The following is a 24,613-nucleotide window of genomic DNA, read 5'->3' on the forward strand; positions in this document are numbered from 1 at the left end:
ACCAAACAGGAGAAACAAGCATGATCGGATACGTCACCATCGGTGTGAGCGATATGGAACGGGCGAAGGCCTTCTACAGCGACCTGCTGGGCGACCTGGGCGCGAAAGTACTGCTGGACATGGGTCGCATCGCCTTCATCGGCAAGAGCATGCGTGAACCCATGCTCGCGGTATGCACCCCCTTCAACGAAGAGCCCAATCACCCGGGCAACGGCAACATGCTGGCCATTCATCCCGGCTCCAAAGAAGCTGTGGATGCCCACTACAAAAAGGCCATCGATCTGGGAGCCACCTGTGACGGCGAACCGGGTCAGCGCATCCCGAACCAGTTCTATGGTGCCTACGTGAAAGACCCGGACGGCAACAAACTGGCGTTCTTCTACTTCGGCTGAGCCGGCACAAAGCGAATCAGCAGGCGCGGATCACACCGCCATCTGTGGCGAAAGCCGACGGTCCCAGGTTCGTTCCAGCGCCTCGAACAGGCTGTCGGTTGTCAGTGCCAACAGGCCAATCAGGATCGCCCCCTCCAGCACATACGCGGTGTTGCCATTGACCAGCCCGGCAATGACCGGATCGCCCAGTGTGCGGGCACCAATGGTGGAGCCGATGGCTGCGGTGGCGATGTTGATGGTGACGGAGGTGCGAATACCCGCAAGAATCACCCTGCCTGCGAGGGGAAGTTCCGCCCGCACCAGCACCTGCAGCGGTGACATGCCCATTCCCCGAGCCGCCTCTTTCACCGCAGGATTAATGCTCTCCAGTCCCGCCAGGGTATTGCGCAGGATTGGCAACAGGCCATAGAGCATCAGCGCCACCAGGATCGGCGCCTCGCCGAAACCCAGGACCGGCACCGCCAGCGCCAGCACGGCAACCGGCGGAAAGGTCTGGCCAATGGACGCCACCTGACTGACCAGCGGCAGGAAATCCCGCCCCGAGGGACGCGTGACAAAAATACCGCCGGCCACGGCGGCCAGGGTGCCAGCTGCCGCGGAAATCACCACCAGAAAAACATGGTTCTGCAGGAGAGACAGAAAGCTCTCACGCTCATAGATCACCTGCTGTTTGTCCGGCTGCACCCAGTGAAACAGCGGCTCCAGCGCAGGCATGCCGGTGCTCAGCCCGATCAGGAGAACGGCCAGCAGGACGGGCGGCAACCAGAGTCGCATCAGGCACCTTCCTGAACAATACGTTCGCGGGTGATCACGCCGGTCTCCTCGCCCCGGCTATTGAAGACCGGCACCTGCGGTGCGTCCTGCCAGAGCATGACCGACAGCGCCAGACGCAGGCTGTCCTCCTCCCTGAGGCCCTCTACGCCGGGTTCCGGACGCTTTGGCGCCGGATGTGCCTGCATCAGTTCACGCACCCTGCGCAGACTCATCAGTTTCAGCCCCCGATCCTGCTTGCCAACCAGATTCTCGACAAACTCGGTCGCGGGGCGCCGGAGGATGTTCTCGGGGGTGTCATGCTGGATAATCCGTCCCTGGTCCATCACCGCAATGCGGGTGGCCAGTTTCAAAGCCTCGTCGATGTCGTGGGTGACGAACACGGTGGTTTTACGCACCTGCTTCTGGATGCGCAGCATCTCCAGCTGGAGGTTCTCCCGGGTGATCGCATCCAGCGCCCCGAAGGGTTCGTCCATCAGCAGGATGTTCGGATCCGCCGCCAGCGCCCGGGCCACTCCGACCCGCTGCGCCTGGCCACCGGACAGTTGCTGGGGGTATTTGTTGGCGTGGGTCGACGGATCCAGGTCCAGCAGTGTCATCAGCTCGTGGACCCGCGCGTCGATGCGCTCCCGGGGCCACTTCAACAGCTGCGGCACCATGGCGATGTTGCGGGCCACCGTCCAGTGGGGAAACAGCCCCGTGCCCTGGATCACGTAGCCCATGTTCAGCCTCAGCTGCTCCGGATTCATGGTGGCAATGTCTTCCCCGTCCACCAGAATTTCGCCTTCAGTTCGGGGCAACAGGCGGTTGATCATCCGCAAGGTGGTGGATTTTCCGCAGCCGGAACTGCCCACCAGCACACAGACCTCGCCGGTCTCAATGGTGAGGTCGATGTTATCCACCGCGACGGCGTTTCCGAAGCGACGGGTGACATGTTTGAGTTCGATCATCCGGACAATTCCTTTTCCCAGTCAGACACGGGCAGCGGCAGGCCTGAAACTGGCCGCAAGCATGGTCAGTAACGCGTCGGCCAGCAAGGCGAGCACAATGGTTGGCAGGGCCCCGAGCAGGACCAGATCCATGGCCGCCTGACCCAGGCCCTGGAAAATAAAACTGCCAAAACCACCGGCTCCGATGAGGGCCGCCACCGCCGTCAGGCCGATCGCCTGGATCGTGGTAATACGCACGCCTTCGATCATGACCGGCAGCGCCAGCGGTAACTTGAGCTTGAAGAACAGCTGTCGCTCGTTCATTCCCATTCCCCGGCCAGCATCGACCAGATGTTCCGGCACTTCGGTCAGGGCCACAAAGGTGTTTCGGACCATGGGCAACAGGCTGTAGGCGACCAGTGCCAGTAGCGCCGGAGCCCAGCCGATCCCCCGAATGCCGAGAGACCCCAGCACCGGGAACGCCGACACCAGAGCGCTGAGCGGTGCAATCAGCAGGCCGAAGACCGCCAGGCTGGGGATGGTCTGTAGAAAACTCACGAGGCCAAGGATGGGCCGCTGCCAGGCGGGACTTCGGATCATTTTCAGGGCCAGGCCAAACGCCAGGACAACACTGATCCCGACCGCCCCGAACGCCAGCGCAAGATGGGTCCAGAGTGCCTGTTCGAACTTGGCTGGCCGGGCGTGGAATTCCCGAACCAGCGACAGACTCTCCAGTCCGTCGCTCTGGAGGAACATCAGCCAGCTGCCGCCAATCACCGCCACAAGCAGCAGTTGCAGTCCTCGCCGGCGCCCGAGTTGTCCGACCACCTCGATCAGCATCAGGGAAAGCAGGAACAACAGGCACCAGAAACCCGCACCAACCGACGAGCGCGCGTAAGGAGAGCCTTCCGGGAGGTGTCGGCCGGCAAATACCTCCAGCAGGAGCGGCAATAACGCCAGCGACAGACCAATCATTACGAGCAGGAACAGGTATCGGCCACGCACCCTCAGGACGGCGAACAGAATCACTCCGACCAGGATCAACGTCACCAGGGCCGCTCCGCTCCAGCCCACCGCCGACAAAAGGCCGTGTCCGGTACCGGACACGATGCGGTTGGGCTGAATGGTACCGACGTCGAGCAGCCAGACCAGCACCAGGGCCAGTATGCCTAACGCCAGAATGACGCGGTTAACAGACAAATCTCAGTCCCGGCTCAGGGAGTCCAGATAATCCTGCGCCACCTTTTTGGCGGGCACCCCGTTCACCGCCACCTGGCCGTTCAGCCGCTGGAGGGTTTCCAGGTCCAGGGATTCGAAGATCGGCTTCAGGACGTCACGGATCGCCGGATAGGCTTCCAGCACGTCGGCACGAACAATCGGGGTCGGCTGGTAGACCGGCTGAACTCCTTTCGTGTCCGTCATCACCTTGAGATCCAGCGCGTCCAGGCCACCATCCGTACCGTAGGTCATGGCCCCGTTGACGTCGTTGTTGTTCAGGGCGGCCGCCCGGAGGGTCGCGGCGGTGTTACCCCCGGAAAGGATCAGCAACTGGTCGGAGTCCAGTTTGAAACCATACGCCTTCTGGAAAGCGGGCAAGGCGCTGGGCGATTCGACAAATTCGGAACTGGCCGCAAACTTGAAGGCACCACCGTCATTGATGTACTTCGCCAGATCGTCCAGGGTCTTCAGGCCCTGATCCCGCGCCAGATCGCCTCGGACACTCATGGCCCAGGTGTTGTTGGCTTCAGCCGGCGTCAGCCAGACAATGTTGTTGGCCTCCAGGTCAAGACGGGCGGCCTGCTTGTAGGCCTTGTCGGCATCTTTCCAGAGATCGCGATCCGCCTGGTCGAAAAAGAAGGCGGCATTGCCGGTGTATTCCGGGTAGATGTCAATTTCCCCCGCCTTGATGGCGTTGCGTACGATGCTCGTTCCGCCGAGCTGCAGGCGATTCTCGACCGGAATGCCGGCTTCCTCGAGCGATTGCAGAACCATCTGGCCCAGCACGGCGCCTTCGGTATCAATCTTCGACGACACCACCACGGGATCGGCGGCCATCGCCGGCGCGGTGATCAGCATAGCGGTTAGTGCCGCGGCGCGGCGAAAGCTGGAGATAAGGGACACAGCCATTCCTCTTCGTTGTTTGAATGAATTTGGCAATCGAAGGGGGCCGCAATCCTCGCGGCCGATCACTTTTAGTCTATGGCACGCACATACGAAGGCAAGGCCGGATTGGTCTTTGATCCGTGAGCCACTGGCCTGTGATCGTTTATCATGGCGTCCTGATCGAACCACGAGGACGCCCATATGCCCAATCTGCCCCAGCTATCCGATGCCCTGCTCACCCTGGAGGACCGGGTCGCGGTCCTGACCCTGAACCGACACGACCTGCGCAACGCGCTCACCGGCTCCAACCTGATCGACGATATCGTCACCACGGCGGATTGGGTTAACCTCTGCGACGAGGTCTCGGTGCTGGTCATCACCGGAGCGGGTTCGGCGTTCAGCGCCGGCGGCAACATCCGTGACATGGCAGACCGCAGCGGCGATTTTGCCGGCGATCCCGCGGAATGTGCGGAGCGTTACCGGAAGGGCATCCAGCGCATTCCGCTGGCCATGCAGGCGATTGAAGTACCGGTGATTGCCGCGGTAAACGGCCCGGCCATTGGCGCAGGTTTCGATCTCGCCAACATGGCGGATATCCGAATCGCGGCGGACACCGCCAAGTTCGGCGAGACCTTCCTGAACCTGGGGATCATCCCGGGGGATGGCGGCGCCTGGTTCATGCAGCGCCTGATCGGTTATCAACGGGCCTTCGAACTGACCCTGACCGGCCGCGTTGTCGATGCCGCCGAGGCGAAAGACCTGGGCATTGTGATGGACGTGGTCCCGGCGGACGAGCTGATGCCAAAGGCACTGGCGATGGCCACGAAAATGGCCAGCCAGCCACCGAAGGCGACCCGCCTCACCAAACGCCTGATGAAGATGGCCCAGCGCATGGAACTGAAGGACTTCCTGGATCTGTGTGCCTGCTTCCAGGGCATGAGCCACAACGAGCCGGAGCACCTGGAAGCGGTGCAGAAGATGCTCGCCAGCATGGCCCGGAAGTAACCGGGCTCAGATTTTCCGGCCGGCGGTCGGTTCGACCACATTCTCCAGATCCACCAGGTTCCAGGGCATCCCGGTGTTCCGGTAGATTCGCTTCTGCAACCTGGGGTAATCCGCCACGTCGTGATCGGCCCTCTGTCCGACCACGATGCACCGGAGAGTGCTGTCGCCGGTGTTCTTCAATGCATGGGCCTCGCCGCCGGCCCGATAGCCGATGAAATCCCCGGCCGACACCGCCACTGTCTGGTCACCAATCGTGGCCTCCGCCGTGCCCTCCAGAATGTAGACGCACTCCTCCTCATGGTAATGCACATGCAATTCCGTGGTTTCCCGGCCGGGTTCCACCTCAATGATGTGAAAGCCGATCCGGTTCAGCCCGGTCAGGTCCCCCAGGGATTTGTTGCGGCGACGGGCGTTCTCGTTGAGAAAGTGGGTCTTTTCGACGCCCTCGAAATCCTCGATTTCCTGGCGGGTAACGATGTATTTGTCCATCCACAGACTCCTTGTTCCGGATTGAACGGTCTCTCCTAGCGACCGGAGGGGTTCAGCTTGCGCTTTGTCGCCAACCGGAAGGTCGCTTCTGTCAGGAAGGCGACGCCAAGAATGGCGACCAGAAACCACAACTTGCCGGGGGTACTGATTGCTGTCTGCCAGACCAGCGCGCCAAGGGCTGCCAGACACAGGGCAACGCCCAGCAGCGAGACCATTCGCCGGCTTTTGGTATCGCGCGCCAAAACCGCGTTGGCAGCGTTCACCGCGGCAAAAATGATCAGGAAACCGGCACTGCCCATGGTGGACATACTGGAGATGTCCGTCAGGTTCGCGATCAGCAGGGTCACACCGGAGGTAATCAGCAGCCCTTCCACCGGCTTACCCCAGATCTTTTTTTCCAGCACTTCCGGCAGCTCTCCATCCTTGGCGATGATATAGCTCAGCCGGGCCGCGCCGTAAATGGTGGCATTGATCGCCGAGCTGGTGGACAGCATGGCGGCAATGGCAATCAGGATAAAACCGGTCTGACCCAATGACGGCCGTGCCGCCTCAGCCAGGGCGTAGTCCTTGGCCTCCGCCACCTTGTCCACCGGCAGGGAGCCGACGGTCACAATCGCCACCAGCACATAGAGCACAATGACAAAGCCCACGCTGGAATAGAACGCGCGGGGAAGGTTTTTCGAGGGATCACGGACGTCCTGCGCCGTATTGGCGATAAGCTCGAAGCCCTCGTAGGCCAGGAAAATGATCATGCCGCCCGCCACCAGGTTCAGCGGGTCCGCCCAGGTGGACACGGCCAGCCTCGCGCCGTCGATGCCCCAGATGCCCACTCCGATGAAGACCGCCAGGATGATCAGCTTGAGCGCGACAATCCAGTCCTCCGCCTTGCCGATCAATCCGGCGTTCAGCAGGTTCAACCCTGTAATACCAAGGACGCTCGCGGAAATCAGGACATGCTTCCAGAAAGGCTGGGACTCCGGCGAAAAAAACGAGGCGCCATAACTCCCGAAGGCGTAGGAATACAGCGAGAGCATGACCATGTAACTGATCCAAAGAAGGATATTGGCCGAACCGGTCATCAGGCCCGGCCCGAACGCCCGGTCCAGGAACGCGACCGTGCCGCCCTGGCTGGGAAAACGCACCGACAACCGGGCGTAGGAATAGGAGGTCACCAGGGCAATGATCCCGGCAATCAGAAACGCCACTGGCGCCCCGCCGCCGGCCAGCTCCACCGACAGCCCCAGCACCGCGAAGATGCCGCCTCCGATCATGCCGCCAATGCCGATGGAGACTACTTCCCAGTAGCCGAGTGTGTCTTTTGATGAGTCGCTCATAACGGTTCCGCCATTTGGGGTCGGGACAGACGGTGAAATTCAGTAGGTACCAAACATCCTGCCATCAAACGCTTCCCTGTAAAAACCACTCACAGCACAGCGTTGTCATATGGCGTGCTCAGACAGCCCCGAAATAAGGCATGCGGAGAAAGAATGCACCATACTGAAACCATCGACATTCTGCATAGTGAAATCCAAGAAATCCTCAGATTCCTTCAAGCCGTTGTTTTTAAAGTTTCAACAGCCTGATTTCCCGGGCGGGGAGAGCACATCGGCGCCTGGCCCGGAACAAAACCTGCAGGTATCCCTGTAAGGGTCCCCAGGTTCAGCAAAGCTTTGCCCAAACTGAGCGGTTCCCATGATCACGCAAACGTTTCGCTGAACTCCTGGACATTGGAATCTACAGATTCAGGAGTACACCATGCTACTAGCCACCGATCTGGACGGTACGTTTCTCGCCGGCGATCCGGACAATCGCCTGAAACTCTATCAGCTGATTTCCGCGCACCCCGAAATCAATCTGGTATTCGTCACCGGTCGGGGTCTGGAATCGGTGTTGCCGCTGTTGTCCGACCCCACCATCCCCCAGCCGGATTACATCATCTGCGACGTCGGGTGCACCGTGGTCCACGGCGACTCACAACAGGCCATCCAGCCATTGCAGGGTGAAATCGACGAGCTGTGGCCCGGTGCCCAGGTAATCGAAGATGCACTGACGGGCTTTGAAGGCCTCCAGCGCCAGGAAGTCCCCCAGGAACGCCGGGTCTCCTATTTCTGCGGGCAGGATGTGGTGTGCGACACGATGCGGGACCGGATCGAAGCCCTGTCCTGCGAGGTCCTGTTCTCTGCCGGCAAGTATCTGGACATCCTGCCCCGGGGCGTCAACAAGGGGAGCACCCTGTCACGACTCGTGGATCATCTTGGCGTGGATCCGGAGGCGGTGCTGGTCGCCGGCGACACGCTCAACGATCTGTCCATGTATGAACAGAGCTTCAAGGGCGTCTGCGTCGGCGCATCCGAGGCCGACCTGCTGGAGGCAACGGAGCATCAGGCCCGCGTGCTCCACGCCGAGGCCACCGGCTGTGGCGGCATTCTCGAGGCCTTCGAACATTTTGGTTTCCTCGGCCATGCCGGCATCGCGGCCGAAATTCCCGAGTCCGCCACCTCCGGCAAATCCGACCTGGTGATTGTGTACCACCGCCTGCCCTATGAGGAGATTGTCGAGAACGGGGAACTGATCCGGCGTCGCCCGAAATCGCCGAACGGCATCATCCCCACCCTGCTCAGCTTCTTTGCCGACGGCAAGGCCGGCTCGTGGGTGGCCTGGTCCATCGACGACCCGGATCTCGGCCCGTTCCAGACCCATACCGAAGTGGACACCGACCGCTACGAAAAGCTGGTCGCGGCGAGGGTGGCCCTGAGCAAGGAAGACGTGGAGATCTTCTACAAGCGCTTCTCCAAGGAGGCCTTCTGGCCGACGCTGCACACCTTCTGGGAGCGGGCCACCTTCCGGGACGACCACTGGCAGGTGTTCCTCAAGGTCAACAAGCGGTTCGCTGAACGCACCGCCGAAGAAGCCGCGGAAAACGCCGTGGTCTGGATCCACGATTACAACCTGTGGATGGTGCCCGCGTTCCTGCGGGAGCTGCGCCCCGATGTCACCATCGCCTTTTTCCACCACACCTACTTCCCGTCCGCGGACGTGTTCAACGTGCTGCCCTGGCGTCGGGAGATCATTGGCAGCCTGCTGCAGTGCGATCACATCGGCTTCCACATTCCCAGGCAGGCCGAGAATTTTGTCGACGTGGCCCGGGGTGTGACGCCGCTGGAAGTGACTCGCAAGGCCGGCTGTGCGCCACGCTTCCTGACGTATGGCTGTGCCGTGGGGCTGGATGAGATGAGTATCGAGATCGCCGTGAACGACCGGAAGATCGGCCTTGGCGCCCACCCGGTCGGGCTGGATCTCAACCGTGTTCGCAATGCACTGAACGACTCCGACGTGCAGACCCGCATGGAGACTCTGCGCAAGGAACTGGAGGATGTGCGACTGATCCTGTCCGTGGAGCGGCTCGACTTCACCAAGGGCATTCTCGAAAAACTCCATGCCTACGAGCGCATGCTCAGCGAGCATCCGGAACTGGAAACCAAAGTCACCCTGATGATGGTGTGCGTCCCGGCGGCGAAAGGGATGACCATCTACGAAGAACTGCTCTCGCAGATCGAGCAGACCGTGGGCCGCATCAACGGGCAATTCGCCCGGGTGGGCTGGACCCCGGTGCAGTTCTTCTTCCGGGCCCTGCCGTTCGAGGAACTCGTGGCCTACTACACCATGGCCGACGTGATGTGGATTACTCCGCTGCGCGATGGCCTGAACCTGGTGGCCAAGGAATACATCGCCACCCAGGGCCTCACCGAAGGCCGCGGTGTGCTGGTGCTGTCCGAATTCGCCGGGGCCGCGGCCGAACTGCGCGGCGCCATCCTGGCCAACCCCCACCACCCCCAGGATCTCGCGGATACCTGTTACTACGCCCTGGCCATGAGCCGCAGCGAGGCCCGGAACCGGCTCAGCGAAGCGTTCGAGGCGGTGTGCCGGTATGACATTGAGTACTGGGGACGGGAATTCATCGAGGCGGTGGAGCAACGGCGCACCACCAAACTGAAGAAGATCGTGCCATTGGGACAAAGCGCCGCCTGACCGTACCCCCGGTATTCATCCACCTGGAGCCAAACGATGCTGCTCAAAAACGCCGTGCAGCTGATCTGCTACCCGAACCGGATCGGCAAGGATCTGAAAGATCTCCACACCGTGGTGGAGACCTACCTGTCAGATGCCATTGGCGGGCTGCATATCCTGCCGTTTTTTCCCTCGAACGCCGACGGGGGCTTTTCGCCCCTGACCCACAAGGAAGTGGACCCGGCCTTCGGCACCTGGGACGACATCGAAGCCTTCACCCAGAACTACGACCTCTGCGTGGACCTCACCGTGAATCACATCTCCGACGAATCCCCCGAATTCCGGGACTTCATCACCAACGGCTTCGAGTCGGAGTATGCCGACCTGTTCGTGCACGTGGACAGGTTCGGGGACATCTCACCGGACGACATGGCCAAAATCCACATTCGCAAAGAGAAGGAACCCTTCCGGGAAGTGACCCTGGCCGATGGCACCCGAACCCGGGTGTGGTGCACCTTCACCGAACAGCAGATCGACCTCAATTACGATGCCGACCAGGCCTACCGGCTGATGGAGAGCTACATCGGTTTTCTGACGTCGAAAGGCGTGAATCTGCTGAGGCTGGACGCCTTCGGCTACACCACCAAACGCATTGGCACCAGCTGTTTCCTGGTGGAACCCGAGGTCTACCGGATACTGGACTGGATCAACGAAGTGGCCCTGAAACACGGCGCGGAATGCCTGCCGGAGGTACACGACCACACCAGCTACCAGTACGCCATCAGCCGCCGCAACATGCACCCGTATGGGTTCGCCCTGCCGCCCCTGCTGCTGTATTCATTGCTGGACGCCAACAGCGTCTACCTTAAGAACTGGCTGCGTATGTGCCCGCGCAACATGGTCACCGTACTCGATACCCACGACGGCATCTGCATACCCGACGTGGAAGGCGTCCTGCCGGATGACAGGATCAAGGTGCTGATCGACAACATCGACGCCCGCAGTGCCGATCCGATCCTGCGCCGCTCGGCCGCCAACATCCACAGCGTGGGCGCCATCTACCAGCTCACCTGCACCTTCTACGACGCCCTGATGCAGAACGACGATGCCTACATCGCCGCCCGCGCCATCCAGTTCTTCACCCCCGGCATTCCCCAGGTCTATTACGTGGGCCTGCTCGCCGGCTGCAATGACCAGGACCTGATGGAACAGAGCGGGGAACTGCGGGACATCAACCGGCATTACTACAGTCTGGAGGAGGTGGATGAAGCGATTCAGAAACCGGTGGTCCAGCGCCTGCTCACCCTGATGAGATTCCGCAGCAACCACCCGGCCTTCGACGGCCACTTCGAGCTGAACTACTCCAACGACTCCAGCGTGGCCATGGCCTGGCGCCATGGCGATTACTACTGCCACCTGTTCGTGGATCTGAATTTCAACACGGTGAAGATTGAGTACGTGGAGGCGGACAGCGGCGAGACGAAAAGCCTGGAATGTTAAGCCGGAACGGTCTCTGCGATGCCCGGATTCAGGAACGCTTCAGTGCCCGCCCGAGGTTCATGAAATAGTCCCGAAAGGCGATACCGATCCGCTCCCGATCCTCGCCCTGTGGATAGAGCCCGAGCTTTGCTTCCTCGGATTCCCGAGTACCTCGCACGAGAAACGCATTCTTGCACGCCGCATCCTGCACGAAGGCTTCGAACGCCCGGGCACACAGCTCTTCGGGCTGACTGTAGTAGTGCACGCCTGCCGCCTTGTCGGCCTTCGCGGACTGGCGAAAGAGATCGCTGGGCTCGGTGCCGGCGGCATTGAGCAGAACCGTCCGGTAGCAGGTTTGAAGGCGGTCATTGAGCGGGTGGGCAATGGGGTCTTCGCGGCTCAGCCAGAGGCGGGAGCCGAAATCACCGTTGCCGGTGCCGGGGAACAGCTTGTCGGCGATGTAGTGGTCGAACGCGTGAAACCATTCATGGGCGATGCTGCCAGGGCCGGCATTCTTGGCCAGGGCAAAGCTGCGAGTGGCCGGCGTGTAGTGGGCAGAGACACCCGGGCGACCGCCGATGCCGTATTGCAGCGCCAGGGAACCGCGCAGGGAAATCAGGGATTCCGTGCCGCCGAGGATGCTCATCAGATCGCACAGGGCATCGTAGAACAGAGCAGCGCTTCGCTGTTTTTCCGGCTCGGTCACCCAGCGGCCGATCTCCACAGTGCGAAACTGGAATCGGCGACGAACATCCAGGAAGGTGACGGCAGAGCCGGCCCGGTGGTCGGGGCCCCGGCGGTAGAAGGTTCTTGCCATGGAAATACGAGAGCTCTCAGCGTTTCCTGTGCGTTACCAGGTATTGCAGGTGCTCAATACCGGTTCCGCAGCATCCACCAAGTATCTTCACCCCAAACGACTGGTTGAGCGTTAACATCAATTGTCCCCATTCAACCACATCGTCGGCCTGCAACGCCTCGGAGTTTTCCAGATCGCAATGATCGAGCGACGATGCATTGGCCTGATAGCCGATCAATCGATTGAACACATGGCCCGGCTGTTGTTCCGGGCACAGGAAAGAGGGATGGGCACAATTGACCATGTAGCCAAGGGGTGGCCGATCAGTGCCGGTATCAATCACCTCAATGGCCACCTCAAGACTGGAACCATCGAGCACCCGGCCGTCCCTGGAAATCACGAAACTGATGATATACGGAACGCCTGTCGCCTCCATGGCCTTTGCGATACCGAGCGCTTCCTGGACGTTCGGCAGCGTTTCGGCAATCAGGAAATCCACACCACCGCGGGTGAGCTGCCGGATTTGCCACGCGTGGAACTGCTCGGCTTCTTCAGCGGAGAGCCCTTCATCTGGCTGATAGCAATCGTTCCTGCATCCGATCATGCCACCAATCTTCACACGATCATCGCCATAGCCTTGTGAGTCGCGCAGCTCTTTCAGGAAGGAAACCGCATCCGGGTTGACGGTCTCGCTGACCCCGGACGCCTGCACCCTTGCCTGGTTCGCTCGCCACGTAGGCGTGCAGAGAAGCATTGGCAAACCCGCATCCTTTGCCAGTCTCATATAGTCCAGATAGAGGGCGCCCATGACATCCCTGGCAGCCGGGTCATATATCAGCGGCGCGTTGACGAGCGTCTCATGGAGACGGACCTCTCCGGAACGTCTCAGTTGCTCAACGATGGCCGCTTCCATCAGAACCATCGGATTGTCTTCGAGGAGTTGTTTCATAGTGAGGCCATTAAACCACGAACCGGGCCACCATTTCCTTCAGACGATCCGCCTCCCCACGCAGGGAGGAACCCGCCTCACTGGATTCACGGACACCGCCAACCGCTTCGGTGGAGGCGTGACTGATCTGTTGAAGCCGACGGCTCATATCCTCGGACACCGAGCTCTGCTCTTCCGTTGTCGATGCAATCTGGGTGGTCATGTCGTTGAGGCGGGCCACCGCCTCCCGGATCGCATCGAACTGCTGCTGTGCGCTCGCCGCGCCGTCGGCGCTCCGGGTTCCGGTCACGCGGCCATTCTCCATGGCAGACGCGGCGGTTTTGATCCGGGACTGGAGGTTCTCGATCATTTTCTGGATATCCTGGCTCGCGGACTGGACCTTGGCCGCCAGGCCACGCACCTCATCGGCCACCACCGAGAAGCCCCGACCGGCATCGCCAGCCCGCGCGGCTTCAATGGCGGCATTCAAGGCGAGAAGGTTGGTTTGCTCCGCAACGCCCTGTATGACCAACAGGATGCCGCCAATCTCCCCCGATTCCTTTTCTACCTCTTCCATCATCGACGAGGTGTCCGTCATTTCTTTCGCCAGTCGCTCAATGTCCGCCAGCAGAGGCTCCAGTATGTCCCGACCCGATGAGACACTCGCGTCCGCCTGGCTCGCCGCTTCAGCCGCCGACGACGTATGGCTGGCCACTTCTGCCACACTCACCTGTAACTCTTCCATCGCCGAGGCGACCTGCTCGGTTTCCTGGTTCTGGCTGTGCAACTGGTGGCTCACCTGCCCCAGACCGGCAGACAGCTGGGTGGCCGACGCAACCAGCGCGTCTGCGGCGTGCAGGATACCGCCGACCAGACCATTCAACTGATCCCGCATGCTGTTCGTGGCCTGAGCCAGCGCACTGACCTCATCCTTGCCTTTTACGGGCAACGCCGCACCGGTCAGATTCCCGCCGGCAATCTGACCAAGAGCCTCGGTTACGGCAGGAAGCTGCCGGATGCCCCGGAAATTCAGGAGAATCATCACAATCAGGCCCAACAGAAGCACAGCGGACATCACCAATCCCCAGTTCCTCGCCATGTGGGCGCCTTCGGTGAGTTCTGCGGTGTGGGCGCCGGTGGTAGCCACGGCGTCCGCAACAAAACGGTCCAGATTCTCCCCGAGTGTTGCAGCCGCCTGATCAAAGTCCGGCATCATGGCGTTGCCGGCTGCCGGCCCGCCACTGATATAGGCCTGCGCCATCTCGGCACCAATCCGGTAATACGGCTCGAAGTCCTTCTCCAGCGCTTCGTACTGGCTCACACCATCCGGATCGATCGCCTTTAACTCATTGATCTGCTGTCGAAACCGATCCGCCTGCTCCCGGGCGAGTGCCAACCCGTCGTCCAGGCCATCCCGTGCGCGGGTCGCACTCACATCCGAGAGATACTGCTGAACCTGAACCACCGAAAGCTTGGCCCCGTGAGCCAGGTTGAGTTTGACCAGCGTTTTGTCGGCAAGGCCCTGGGACAGTGTCAGCGATCGCTGGGTTGTCCACGCGGTGAGCAATGTCTGTGCAACAAGCAGGACGAAGAAGATGGCACCCAGCCCCAACAGGCGGGTCCTTAAACTGTGTGTATTCATGAAAGCGCTACCCGTTTATGCCCAGGCCGCAACGCGCCCCCTCGGTATGCTGATCATCCGCAGGGAAACAATCCGTCACGCGCCCATTTTATTTTTTTGATACAGGAAAACAGAGGCAATTAGCTTGCCAAGTTATAACCATAGTTCACTAAATGAATAAGGCAGCATCGAATGGCCAATTATTGAGCCCGATCAAAAACCAGTCAGGGCTTCATGCTTCCATTTGGCGGAATCAACCAATGATATGTCATTTCTGACCGTCTGATTTTGCTCGCCTGTGTGCCACACTCAATCCTTTCCAATAACAACAGCTGCTCGAACGAGGCCCTTCCCATGAGCGACATCCGTACTCACTACCGGACCTGCAACATCTGCGAAGCCATGTGTGGCCTGGAAATCCAGCACCGTGACGGCGAGATCCTGTCGATCAAAGGCGACAAGGACGATCCGTTCAGCCGGGGCCACATCTGCCCCAAGGCCGTTGCGCTCCAGGACTTCTACAGCGACCGGGACCGCCTGAAAACACCGATCCGGAAAACCGCCGATGGCTGGACGTCGATCAGCTGGGAGCAGGCCTACGAAGAGATCGCCACCCGTTTCCGTGGGATTCAGGAAGCCCACGGAAAGGACGCGGTTGGCGTTTACCTCGGCAACCCCAATGCCCACAACTTCGGCAACGCCATCATGCTGCCGCGATTCTTCAAGGCGCTCGGCACCAATAACCGATTCAGTTCTGCCTCCGCCGACCAGCTGCCCCATCATGTGGCATCCAATTACATGCTCGGTGCCGGCATGCTCATTCCGATTCCGGACATCGATCACACGGATTTCATGCTGATCATCGGCGCCAACCCGATCGTCTCCAACGGCAGCCTGATGACGGCCCCGGGGGTCGGCAAGCGCCTGAAGGCCATTCAACAACGGGGCGGCAAGATTGTAGTGGTCGACCCCCGCCGCACCGAAACCGCGAAGAAAGCCGATCAACACCTGTTTATCCGCCCGGAAACCGACGCCCTGCTGATGCTGGCACTGGTGCATACCCTGTTTGATGAACAGAGAGTGAGCCTTGGCCACCTGGCGTCACGGATCGACGGCCTGGAATCGCTGGCCGACGCGGTAAAAGCCTATTCTCCGGAAACCGTGGCAGAGGCCTGCGGCATCGACGCACCCACCATCCGCCAGCTCGCGCGGGACCTGGCAGGGGCCAGGAGTGCCGTGTGCTACAGCCGCATGGGCGCCTCGACACAATCCTTCGGGGGGCTGTGCCAATGGCTGAACAACGTGCTGAATATCCTGACCGGGAATTTCGATCGCCGGGGCGGCGCCATGTTTCCCCAGCCCGCCTTCGACCTGGTCCGCAACAAGAAGGGAAAGCCAAGCTCCTACGGCCGCCACCAATCGCGGGTACGAAAGCTGCCCTACTTCAATAACGAATTCCCGGTAGCCACCCTGGCCGACGAAATCCTCACCCCCGGCGACGGCCAGATCCGCGGAATGATCACCGTAGCGGGTAACCCGGTGCTCTCCGCCCCCGGCGGGGCCCGCCTGGAGGAGGCCTTCGAAGCCCTCGACTTCATGGTATCTGTGGACATCTACCTGAACGAGACCACCCGGCACGCCGACATCATCCTGCCGGCCACCACGGGCCTCGAAGTGCCCCATTACGACGTCTTCTTCCATTCCTTCGCGGTACGCAACACCGCCAAGTTCTCCGAACCGATGGTCGAGAAATCACCGGACCAGAAACACGACTGGGAAATCCTTCGGGATCTTTCCCTGCACCTGACCGGGCTGGATGACGACGGGGTGACACCGGAACAGATGCTCGACGCGGGACTCAGGCACGGGGCCTACGGCGAACAGGACATGAGCCTGGCAACCCTGAAAGCCAACCCACACGGCGTGGACCTCGGCCCTCTGCAACCATGCCTGGAACAACGGCTTCAGACCGAAGACGGGCTCATTCACATCGCCCCACAATTGTACCTGGACGACCTGCAACGCCTGGATAGCTCCGGACTACTGGAGCGGGCGGCAGACAGCGACTACCCCTTCTCGCTGATCAGCCGGCGGCTGCCCCGCAGCCACAACACCTGGACCCAGAATTCCCATCGGCTGGTGAAAGGAAAAGCCCCCTGCACCCTGCAGCTGAATCCCGCCGATGCCCGGAAACTGGGCCTGGAGGACGGCCAGACAGCAAGGGTGGCCAGCCCGGTGGGAAGCATTCAGCTGCCGGTGGAAATCGACGACGACATGTTCGAAGGGGTGGTGAGCATTCCCCAGGGCTGGGGCCATAACCGCCCGGACACCGGGATGTCCATCGCCGAATCGCAGCCGGGGGTGAGCATCAACGACATCACGGACGGCCAACGCATTGATGCGCTCACCGGCAACGCCGCATTCAACGGGACGAGGGTATCCGTGCAGCCAGCCTGACAGGGCCGGCTGCACGCTACATCCACTTCTTGCGTTTGAACACCCAGACCTGGGCAACGGCAATGACGATGAGCAGCCCGCAGAAAATCGTGAAGGCCCAGCTGTTATCGGTACCCGGAATGCCCCCGACGTTGATGCCCAGCAGTCCGGTCAGCAGGCCGAGCGGCAGGAAGATGCCGGCGACAATGGACAGGATGTACATGGTCCGGTTCATGCGCTCCGCCAACCGGCCGTTCACCTCTTCCTGGGTCACCGAGGCGCGGTCCCGGATGGCATCGAGATCCTCGACGTACCGGGTGGTCCGGTCGGCAATTTCACGCAGACGCATGCGGTCATCCTCGTGGAGCCACTCCGCCTTCTCCGTGTGCAGGCGCGCCATCACATCCCGCTGGGGGGCCAGGTAACGACGCATGGAAATCGCCGTGCGGCGAACATTGGCGATCTTCTGGCGGAGATCGTAGGTCTGCTCCGAAATCACCTCATCTTCGAGCGAGTCGGCAGTATCGTCCAGGTCCGAGATCACCCCACCCATGCGCTGTACCAGACGATCCGCCAGCTGGCTCAGGAAATCTCCCGAGCCGGTCGGCCCGTCGCCATCCTCAACCGCCTGTCGAAGGTCGTCTACTGCCATCACCCGGCGATGGCGCAGGGTGACGATGCGATCCGAGTCGATCCAGAAGCGGATGGAGACCATGTCCTCGGGATCGGACCCCGGGTTGAGGTTTACCCCACGCAGGATCACCAGCATGCCATCCCGGTGCACCAGGCTCCGTGGGCGGGTTTCCGCCGCCGTCAGGGCCTCGACGATCACCGGATCCATGTTGCTGTGATTCTGCAGCCAATCCCGGGCATCGGTGCCGGTGTAATCCAAATGCACCCAGAGCGGGCGGCCACTGTCCGGACGCCACTGCCGGACGGCATCGAGATCGAGCTTGCTGCCACCGCCGTTGCCATCCAGTGTAAAGGCGAAAATCAGACCGCTGTTGTCGTTCATGGAACTCCCTTGTCGGCGGATTATGTTCTACCCGTGGGCTAACACCAGCCACGCAGATGCATCGCCTCTTCCATCCGCTTGAGGCCATTGATCCAGGCCCCCAGACGCACCGATTTCAAACCATGCCCGGCGGCAGTATCCACCGCTTCCCGATAGGCTTTTGCCAATCGCTCCTGTCTCAGGCGGTTGATCGTCTCAAGATCCCAGTAATTGTCGGAGAGGCCCTGGCTGCGTTCCATCTGGCACAACTGGACACTGCCGGCATTGGCCAGCACATCAGGCACAATGATCGTCCCTTTTTCCAGCAACAGGGCTTCGGCTTTTACCGTGGTCGGGGCATTGGCAGCCTCCACCAGCATCCGGGCCTTGATCCTGCCTGCATTCTCCCCGGTAATCACGCCCTGCACCGACGCCGGCACCAGGACATCACAGTCACATTCGAGCATTGCTCCGCCGGACAAGTCCTGGCTGCCGGCAAAGCCAGCGACTTTTCCAGTGACTCGCTTGTGCTCCAGAAGCTCCGGAATATTCAGCCCCTCTTTCGCAAAGACGCCACCACGGCTGTCGCTGACCGCCACCACGACGCACCCGGCATCATGGAACTTGCTCGCCGCCACGGAACCAACCTGGCCAAATCCCTGGATAGCAACGCGTAGCCCGTCAATTTCAAGACCGGCCTGTTCCGCGGCCACCCTGAACACGTCGAAAACGCCGCTCCCGGTGGCTTCATAGCCACCCAACGACCCACCAAGAATCGGCGGTTTATCATTGACGGCTGCAGGCTCGTGATAACCGGTAATCGACTCGTACTCGTCCAGCATCCAGCTCATGGTCTGCAGGTCGGTTCCGATATCCGCACCGGGCACATCATAGGCTTGCCCGCGAGGTCTCAGAAAACGGATATAAGCCCGGCAGAGCGACTCGAATTCCCGCGGGCTCAGCTCACGCGGATCGGCCTCGATTCCGCCCTTGCCTCCACCCGCCGGTATCCGGCCAGCGGCGTGCTTGATCGACATGATCAAGGCCAGGGATTTCACCTCATCCAGGTCGAGATCCGGGGAAACCCGGGTACCGTCCCGGCTGGGGCCGAGGGCATCGTTATAACGGACCCGGTGGGCATCGAAGACGCGAAAACTGCCATCGTCCATTTTCAGGGGTATCCGAAAGGACACCACGCGGCCCGGAGCCTCGAGAAAGGCCATCACATTGGGATCTATCCCGCCGATACGGCCGGCTTCCCGAAGAATCTGTCCACTTTCATCCAAAAAATTATAAGTCATGGCATTTCCTCCCCGGGTTTTCCTGAATGGGCGGACACGGAACCTCAGGAACAGAAGACGCAGCAATCACCAGGCTTCTGGAGGAGCACGCCGCCATACAGTTGTGCGGCTATCTTTCCGAGACAGTCCCCGCGTGTATGCGACGAGCGGCTTTCGTCCGCTCTTTGAATTCATCGCTCTCAATCCGATCCATGTCGACGCACTGGTCCGCTTCGGTGACGGAAGGCGATAAGACATAGAACACATCGCTCTTGCCAGACAGCATAGGTGCTACCTTCCGATGCTTCCACGATTGGTTGACGCGACAAAGCTGGAATTCATGACGATGCCCAACCGGAGCACGAAACTCCAGATTTCACGTTCTTTCAGGGAACAGAATCATGACCGTGAGTCCAGCAACTCTCTTATAGGAGTGGGAAGTATTCGACGGGCTTTCCCGGCAATCGCCTTCTCATGTTTCTGCCAGAGGATTCCAAGATAAATGATACCCAGGCCAATCGCTGTCAGGGAGATGGGAAACAGCCAGCTGTCCTCAAAGACATCCGACGCCAGGTGCACCAGGTAACCACAGCTGCCGATGGCGCCGAACACCACGAAAACCCGGCGAATCAGCAGCACGCCCACGCCGATCATGGCCAGGTTGATCACAAAATACAGGAATTTCGAGAACTCGCTGTCTGACTGTTGGGCGGACAGGCCACCCCAGAAGGCCATTACGCCGAAGATGTAGATCCAGAAGGCGTAATCCAGCTTCCGGCGGGAACGCAGGTCCACCCAGATCGCCAGGCCGATCATCAGCAGGCCGGAGTAGAGCGAGACCAGTTTGCGCAATTCCCAGTCGAAATCGCCACCGGACAACATGGCCGTGAGATCCATGGACAGGTACCAGAGCGTGACCGCGATGGGCATGATCAGGAACGGGTATTTGTACTTCCAGGCGATGACCGCACCAACGGCCAGGGTCCCCAGCTCCATATAGAGCCAGTGCCACTTGATGTACCGGTGATAGTCGCGGTAAACGCTCTCATCCGGCCAGACACCCAGCCATTGCTGCAGGCCATAGATGGCGATGGGCGTGAGGCACACCACGAAGGTCGCGCAGATGCCAGCGGGAATCGCCAAGTGCCTGGCGGCCAATACGTTGGTGACCGTTAATCCCAGGGCCGCGTACACCGCCGAAATGAACACGATGCCCGCACCGCCGAAGGCCTCCCACCCCAGGTTCATGAACAGGGTCATCGCGCCAATGGCGATAAGGCCGCCCAGGTAATACAGCACATGGGTGAACGTGAAGCGGGGGACGTCCTTGTTCTGCGCCTCGAAAAACTCGAGGAGGGCTTCGGCCTGCTCGGGAGAAATGAGTTTCTCTTCCGCGGCATCGAACAGGTTCTTCCTTGTTATCTTCATCGCCGGTCTCGCACGGGTTCAGTCTCACATGGCGGCTATCTTCCCCGAGAACGCTCTGGAAGACTATCGACACCGGCAGGAAATGGACAAAAAAATCCCGGGCACGTGCGAGACTGCCCGGGGAAGAGACAACAATCAGTTGGCAGCAACCGACTCAACGGGCACCCATCGGGTCACGCCCTCAATCCGGCTGCTCTTGTCACCCATCAGGATGGGGATCTGCCAGCGCTTGACCACGTGGGTTCGGGTGGGGTCCTCAACCGTGTCGGCATAGGCCGCCCGCGGTTCGATCCAGCCATAACTCCGGCCGTTCGAGATCTTTGCCCAGCGAACGTCGGCATCGTCGATTGCCTCGGTGAATGAGCGAGAACCGGCTGGCGCGACCCGGGCCCAGGTCGGGCTGTGAAGGTTGGCTTCAACACCCTGTGATGAAAACCGCAGGAAAGGCTCGTCCTGCGCGCCCATCAGCGTCACCGGCGCATCGCCCCGGTACGAGACAAACAGCCCCGGACGGGCGCTGCCGGGCATGGCTCTTACCAACGCCTGCCCCTTCAAAGCACCGGCATCCACCACCTGCGCCTGGGCGATGCCCTTCGCGGTGGGCACATACTCGAAATGGCCTGAGATCGCCGTTTCGGTTTCGCCCAGCCGCACCGGTACCGACCACTGGCCAACGCTGACACGCTCACCGGCGTCCACAACCTGGTGCGGAACGTCGATCGAACTTGTCCGCAGCCTCAGATCAAACCAGCCCCAGTTCGGCGTAGCTTCCACCACCGTCCAGCGCGGCTCGCCGGACGCGTCCGCCGGAATCGTGCCGGGCGCCATCAGGGTATTGGAACGGTGGAACGCTGCTGCGCCCAGATCGCCCTCAGTCTGTTCCGGGCCAATGCGAAGGAAGGTGCGGCCCTGTTCATCCGCGACGGTCAGTGGCTTGTCCGTTGGATTGGCCACCAGCAGCTGGGGAGCCAGCGTCCGGCGCAACTGCACCCGCAGTGCCGACAGTTCCGGCGGCAGGGGGTCAAGCACCGCCCGAACCGTACCCTTGCCCTCCTCCGAACCACCGCCATGGCCATAGGCGACCCCTGCCCATAACAGGCTGGCGACCAGGAACGCTCTCAAAAGCCCCCCCCGAAGGGGGAGGCTGCGTGTGGAGCGACTCATCACAGGCTACCGCTGAGACTGGTGAAGTCGACAATCAGGCCTTCCAGCGCGACAGGTGCGCCATCCACGGTCTGCTTGAAGACCGAGGCACCGCCTTCGACTGCAACACCGGCTTCGTTCAGCAACTGCGGGGTACCGTCCTGAAGCTGGCCAAGGGTCGGTACGGCGCTGATACCGCCGGAGCTCAGGTCGAAGATCGGGTCCAGCAGCGAACCGCCATTGTCGCCACTGCTGAGCAGGCCGCTGAGCAATCCGCCACTGCCGTCACTGTCTTCCGGTGCCGGTTCAACCTGCTGGGTGAGCGGGCCGGACGGGTTGCCAGGATCGGCAAGCACACTGACGGGCGTGGACTTCGACGGTAAACGCATGCCGTCGTCTGCCTTGTAGCTGACAAACAGCATGTACTGGCCCGCCGGCAGAACCGCACGGTTGCTGGTCATTTTCACGGTCACCGTCTTGTTGTTCCGGTCGATGATCGGCAGCACGACGGTGCGCTGGTCGCCGTCCACCAGGTGCGTGGTGGCCTTGCGGCGAATCAGCATCACCTGATCGATGTCCGTCCGGTCGGTGTGGATATCGAATTCGCCACCATTGGTGAGCAGTGCGACGGGCGCCTTCTGGATCGTCGGGCGATCATCCCTTGCAGCGTAAGGCGGCGTGTAGATCTCGAACGACGGATCACGCCCGGCATAATCCGCAAAGCCCAGCTCGTCCAGGTTGATGAACGACAGGTAGGCGGTATTGATCGGCGAGTGGCCGCCCACCAGAACCCGACCGTCCGGCATCAGTACGGCGGTGTTGTGGTAGGTACGTTCACGGTGCGCCAGCGCCATGGGCTGCCAGGTTTCGGTTTCAATATCAAAACGCTCGGCCTGGATGATCGCGCCTTCCAGCCCGGTCGCCACCACGCCATCGCGGGTGCCACCGGAGAAGACCATCACGCTGTTGTCCGGCATCATCACACCCGAACCATACCAGCGGGGCTGATTGAGCGAACCGGTCAGACGCGATTCATACGCCATCTCGTCACCATTGGTAACGACGGTATCGATACGCGATGACGACACGGGCAGGTAACCACCCGGGCTGCCGGCCGCTACATACGTCGGCACACCACCCGCGGTCAGGAACTCCGACTTGTGGTAACCACCGTTGCTGTCCGGGCGCAGAGGCAGCTGGATCGAGAAGGTCGATCCCCGCATGCCGGAACCGATGGCGCGCTCCAGGGAGCGATCGTCGACCGGGATGCCAAGCAGCTGACCAATGACCGACGTCGGATCGTCCATGGTCTGGCCAACCAGATCACCCAGAAGACGCTGTACCTGGTCCGCGCTCAGGTTGGTCGGGTTGAGGGTAGTGCTCAGTGCGTCCAGGCCCACGTCGTTGAGCCGGAGCGGCAGACCTGCATAGCCCAGATCGGTCCACTGCCTGGTTTCAGGATTGTAGGCGCCGACAATGTTCCACAACGCCTGGTCATAGGCCTGTCCGAAGGGATTGAAGGCCTGACCGCCGGCGTTGTAAAAGACGTAGCCGTTGGGCAGCAGATGCATACGCGGGAACAGCGGCAAGGAGCGTTGTGCGGTCGAGCCGTTGTCACTCCAGGTACCGTTGTCGGTATCGTAGGTTTCAGTCTGGACGACGTTACGACCAGACTGGATCGGATCGTCCGGGTAAACCGGCTTGAGCAGCTTGGTGACACCGCTGGCCACAAACAGGTCACTGTTGGCCAGACTCACCAGGCTGGGATACCAGCGGCCGAAATTCATGTCGCCGCTCTGGCTCCAGGTGTTGTTCTCCGGATCGAAAATCCGGGAGGACTTCAGGCCTTCCAGCTCCACCACGCCGACCGGCACATCGTCGATGCCGGGCTCGGAATAGTAGTCGGTACCGCCGACCGCGATCATCCTGCCATCCGCGAGAAACGCAACGTCGGCACAGAACAGCGCGCCGTCGTTCTTGGCAGTGTTATCAGCAGTATCGAGCAGCCCGCCGGTCAGCGTGGTGCTGTCGTTGCCGTCGGGATTGGCCCCGCCGTCAATCGGCGAGGGTTTGACCCAGCTCGGCTGGTCATTCTTGCCCAGTGTCAGAACGCGCGACTGATCGTTCACCGAAATCTCGCCAAACTGCGCAATGACGGCGAGCTCCGCGTTTTCCGTGCCTTCAAGGGCATTCAGATAAAGGAAACGACCGTCACCCAACACGGCAATCGTGCCCGCCGCCGGCTTGCATTGAAGGGAGCCGTCGCTATCGGTGATGCAACGCTGGTCTGTCGCTACCTGCTGATCGTCTACCTGAATGGTGGGTTCGGCGAAGGGTTCGCTGAAGGAACCGCCATCGCCCGTGACTTCCGAGGGATAGCCGTCGCCGGCACTTTCACCATCACCACCGAGTAGACCGCCCAGCAGGCCAGCGTACGCTGGCGTCGTGCCGGCCATGGTCAGTGCGATTGCCGATGCTAAAGATGCTCGCATGTAATGCTGTTTTATAGACATGTAGCTCTCTCCTGGCAGGAGCCGCCCTGTGTGCGCCTCTGCCTTATTGTTGTATTTCCACCCGGTTAAAAACCGGGGAGCCACATCGGGTTACGCGCCGGATTCGGAGAAAGTTGCAGCTGGATTCACTTTTTTTGTTTTTTTTAAATCGGGAGAGATGAGATTAGGAGGAGGAGGTCTAATACGGTTCAGAGCCAGAGCTCCTAACACCAGGCTGGCTCTGGGGCTGCCGGTGCGTGGCACCGACAGCCGCTACCTTTTCCTGTTGGGGGTCTTTCCACTAACGGTTTCCCGGGGT

General features: G+C 60.9%; 19 protein-coding genes. 5 read left to right on the forward strand and 14 right to left on the reverse strand.

Annotated features, from left to right (window positions below):
* Positions 1 to 20 precede the first annotated feature (20 nt).
* Positions 21 to 392, forward strand: coding sequence for a VOC family protein (locus MSNKSG1_RS14040; protein WP_008939948.1), 372 nt, complete (start codon positions 21 to 23; stop codon positions 390 to 392).
* 30 nt (positions 393 to 422) lie between these two features.
* On the opposite strand, the gene MSNKSG1_RS14045 is transcribed toward MSNKSG1_RS14040, so the two are convergent.
* Genes MSNKSG1_RS14045 through osmF form a run of 4 tightly spaced genes read right to left on the reverse strand, consistent with a single transcriptional unit; the run spans position 423 to position 4,219 of the window.
* A complete protein-coding gene (locus tag MSNKSG1_RS14045) occupies positions 423 to 1,166 on the reverse strand; it encodes an ABC transporter permease (protein ID WP_008939949.1) in 744 nt (247 codons plus the stop codon).
* Complete coding sequence (locus MSNKSG1_RS14050; protein WP_008939950.1) at positions 1,166 to 2,113, reverse strand: ABC transporter ATP-binding protein; 948 nt, start codon at positions 2,111 to 2,113, stop codon at positions 1,166 to 1,168. Before MSNKSG1_RS14050 ends, MSNKSG1_RS14045 begins: the two co-directional genes overlap by 1 nt.
* Before the next feature lie 21 nt (positions 2,114 to 2,134).
* Positions 2,135 to 3,292, reverse strand: a complete 1,158-nt coding sequence (locus MSNKSG1_RS14055; protein ID WP_008939951.1) for an ABC transporter permease — start codon at positions 3,290 to 3,292, stop codon at positions 2,135 to 2,137.
* Between the two features lie 3 nt (positions 3,293 to 3,295).
* The gene (gene osmF / locus MSNKSG1_RS14060) at positions 3,296 to 4,219 is read right to left on the reverse strand and encodes a glycine betaine ABC transporter substrate-binding protein OsmF (RefSeq protein ID WP_040886945.1); all 924 of its coding nucleotides are present in this window, start codon (positions 4,217 to 4,219) and stop codon (positions 3,296 to 3,298) included.
* Between the two features lie 177 nt (positions 4,220 to 4,396).
* Here osmF and MSNKSG1_RS14065 point away from each other — a divergent pair, with 177 nt between their 5' ends.
* Positions 4,397 to 5,200: an enoyl-CoA hydratase-related protein gene (locus MSNKSG1_RS14065; RefSeq protein WP_008939953.1), complete on the forward strand. Its 804-nt coding sequence runs from the start codon at positions 4,397 to 4,399 to the stop codon at positions 5,198 to 5,200.
* A 6-nt stretch (positions 5,201 to 5,206) separates the two neighbouring features.
* Here MSNKSG1_RS14065 and MSNKSG1_RS14070 read toward each other — a convergent pair whose 3' ends face one another.
* Both MSNKSG1_RS14070 and MSNKSG1_RS14075 read right to left on the reverse strand, forming a co-directional pair.
* The gene (locus MSNKSG1_RS14070) at positions 5,207 to 5,689 is read right to left on the reverse strand and encodes a cupin domain-containing protein (protein WP_008939954.1); all 483 of its coding nucleotides are present in this window, start codon (positions 5,687 to 5,689) and stop codon (positions 5,207 to 5,209) included.
* A gap of 35 nt (positions 5,690 to 5,724) precedes the next feature.
* The gene (locus tag MSNKSG1_RS14075; protein WP_008939955.1) at positions 5,725 to 7,023 is read right to left on the reverse strand and encodes an APC family permease; all 1,299 of its coding nucleotides are present in this window, start codon (positions 7,021 to 7,023) and stop codon (positions 5,725 to 5,727) included.
* A gap of 421 nt (positions 7,024 to 7,444) precedes the next feature.
* Here MSNKSG1_RS14075 and ggpS point away from each other — a divergent pair, with 421 nt between their 5' ends.
* Both ggpS and gtfA read left to right on the forward strand, forming a co-directional pair.
* Positions 7,445 to 9,718, forward strand: a complete 2,274-nt coding sequence (ggpS, locus tag MSNKSG1_RS14080) for a glucosylglycerol-phosphate synthase (RefSeq protein ID WP_008939956.1) — start codon at positions 7,445 to 7,447, stop codon at positions 9,716 to 9,718.
* A 36-nt stretch (positions 9,719 to 9,754) separates the two neighbouring features.
* Positions 9,755 to 11,197, forward strand: a complete 1,443-nt coding sequence (gtfA, locus tag MSNKSG1_RS14085) for a sucrose phosphorylase (RefSeq protein WP_008939957.1) — start codon at positions 9,755 to 9,757, stop codon at positions 11,195 to 11,197.
* 28 nt (positions 11,198 to 11,225) lie between these two features.
* Here gtfA and MSNKSG1_RS14090 read toward each other — a convergent pair whose 3' ends face one another.
* Genes MSNKSG1_RS14090 through MSNKSG1_RS14100 form a run of 3 tightly spaced genes read right to left on the reverse strand, consistent with a single transcriptional unit; the run spans position 11,226 to position 14,542 of the window.
* Complete coding sequence (locus MSNKSG1_RS14090) at positions 11,226 to 11,993, reverse strand: CLCA_X family protein (protein ID WP_008939958.1); 768 nt, start codon at positions 11,991 to 11,993, stop codon at positions 11,226 to 11,228.
* A gap of 16 nt (positions 11,994 to 12,009) precedes the next feature.
* Positions 12,010 to 12,921, reverse strand: a complete 912-nt coding sequence (locus tag MSNKSG1_RS14095) for a homocysteine S-methyltransferase family protein (RefSeq protein ID WP_008939959.1) — start codon at positions 12,919 to 12,921, stop codon at positions 12,010 to 12,012.
* A 10-nt stretch (positions 12,922 to 12,931) separates the two neighbouring features.
* On the reverse strand, positions 12,932 to 14,542 hold the full coding sequence (locus MSNKSG1_RS14100; protein WP_083871074.1) for a methyl-accepting chemotaxis protein: 1,611 nt from the start codon (positions 14,540 to 14,542) through the stop codon (positions 12,932 to 12,934).
* Between the two features lie 333 nt (positions 14,543 to 14,875).
* Here MSNKSG1_RS14100 and MSNKSG1_RS14105 point away from each other — a divergent pair, with 333 nt between their 5' ends.
* Positions 14,876 to 16,978, forward strand: a complete 2,103-nt coding sequence (locus MSNKSG1_RS14105; RefSeq protein ID WP_008939961.1) for a molybdopterin-dependent oxidoreductase — start codon at positions 14,876 to 14,878, stop codon at positions 16,976 to 16,978.
* Positions 16,979 to 16,994: 16 nt separating this feature from the next.
* Here the strand turns inward: MSNKSG1_RS14105 and zntB are convergent, their stop codons facing one another.
* The 5 genes from zntB to MSNKSG1_RS14130 form a co-directional block, all read right to left on the reverse strand.
* On the reverse strand, positions 16,995 to 17,972 hold the full coding sequence (gene zntB, locus MSNKSG1_RS14110; protein WP_008939962.1) for a zinc transporter ZntB: 978 nt from the start codon (positions 17,970 to 17,972) through the stop codon (positions 16,995 to 16,997).
* Positions 17,973 to 18,010: 38 nt separating this feature from the next.
* Positions 18,011 to 19,252, reverse strand: coding sequence for a Glu/Leu/Phe/Val family dehydrogenase (locus MSNKSG1_RS14115; protein WP_008939963.1), 1,242 nt, complete (start codon positions 19,250 to 19,252; stop codon positions 18,011 to 18,013).
* Positions 19,253 to 19,630: 378 nt separating this feature from the next.
* Positions 19,631 to 20,659 (reverse strand): hypothetical protein, encoded by a 1,029-nt coding sequence (locus tag MSNKSG1_RS14120; protein ID WP_008939964.1) that lies wholly within the window; start codon positions 20,657 to 20,659, stop codon positions 19,631 to 19,633.
* Positions 20,660 to 20,794: 135 nt separating this feature from the next.
* Positions 20,795 to 21,823, reverse strand: a complete 1,029-nt coding sequence (locus tag MSNKSG1_RS14125) for a hypothetical protein (protein ID WP_083871077.1) — start codon at positions 21,821 to 21,823, stop codon at positions 20,795 to 20,797.
* A complete protein-coding gene (locus MSNKSG1_RS14130) occupies positions 21,823 to 24,315 on the reverse strand; it encodes a galactose oxidase-like domain-containing protein (RefSeq protein WP_008939966.1) in 2,493 nt (830 codons plus the stop codon). The genes MSNKSG1_RS14125 and MSNKSG1_RS14130 overlap by 1 nt, the downstream gene beginning before the upstream one ends.
* Positions 24,316 to 24,613: the final 298 nt, after the last annotated feature.

Source organism: Marinobacter santoriniensis NKSG1 (assembly GCF_000347775.1).
GTDB classification, from domain to species: Bacteria; Pseudomonadota; Gammaproteobacteria; order Pseudomonadales; family Oleiphilaceae; genus Marinobacter; species Marinobacter santoriniensis.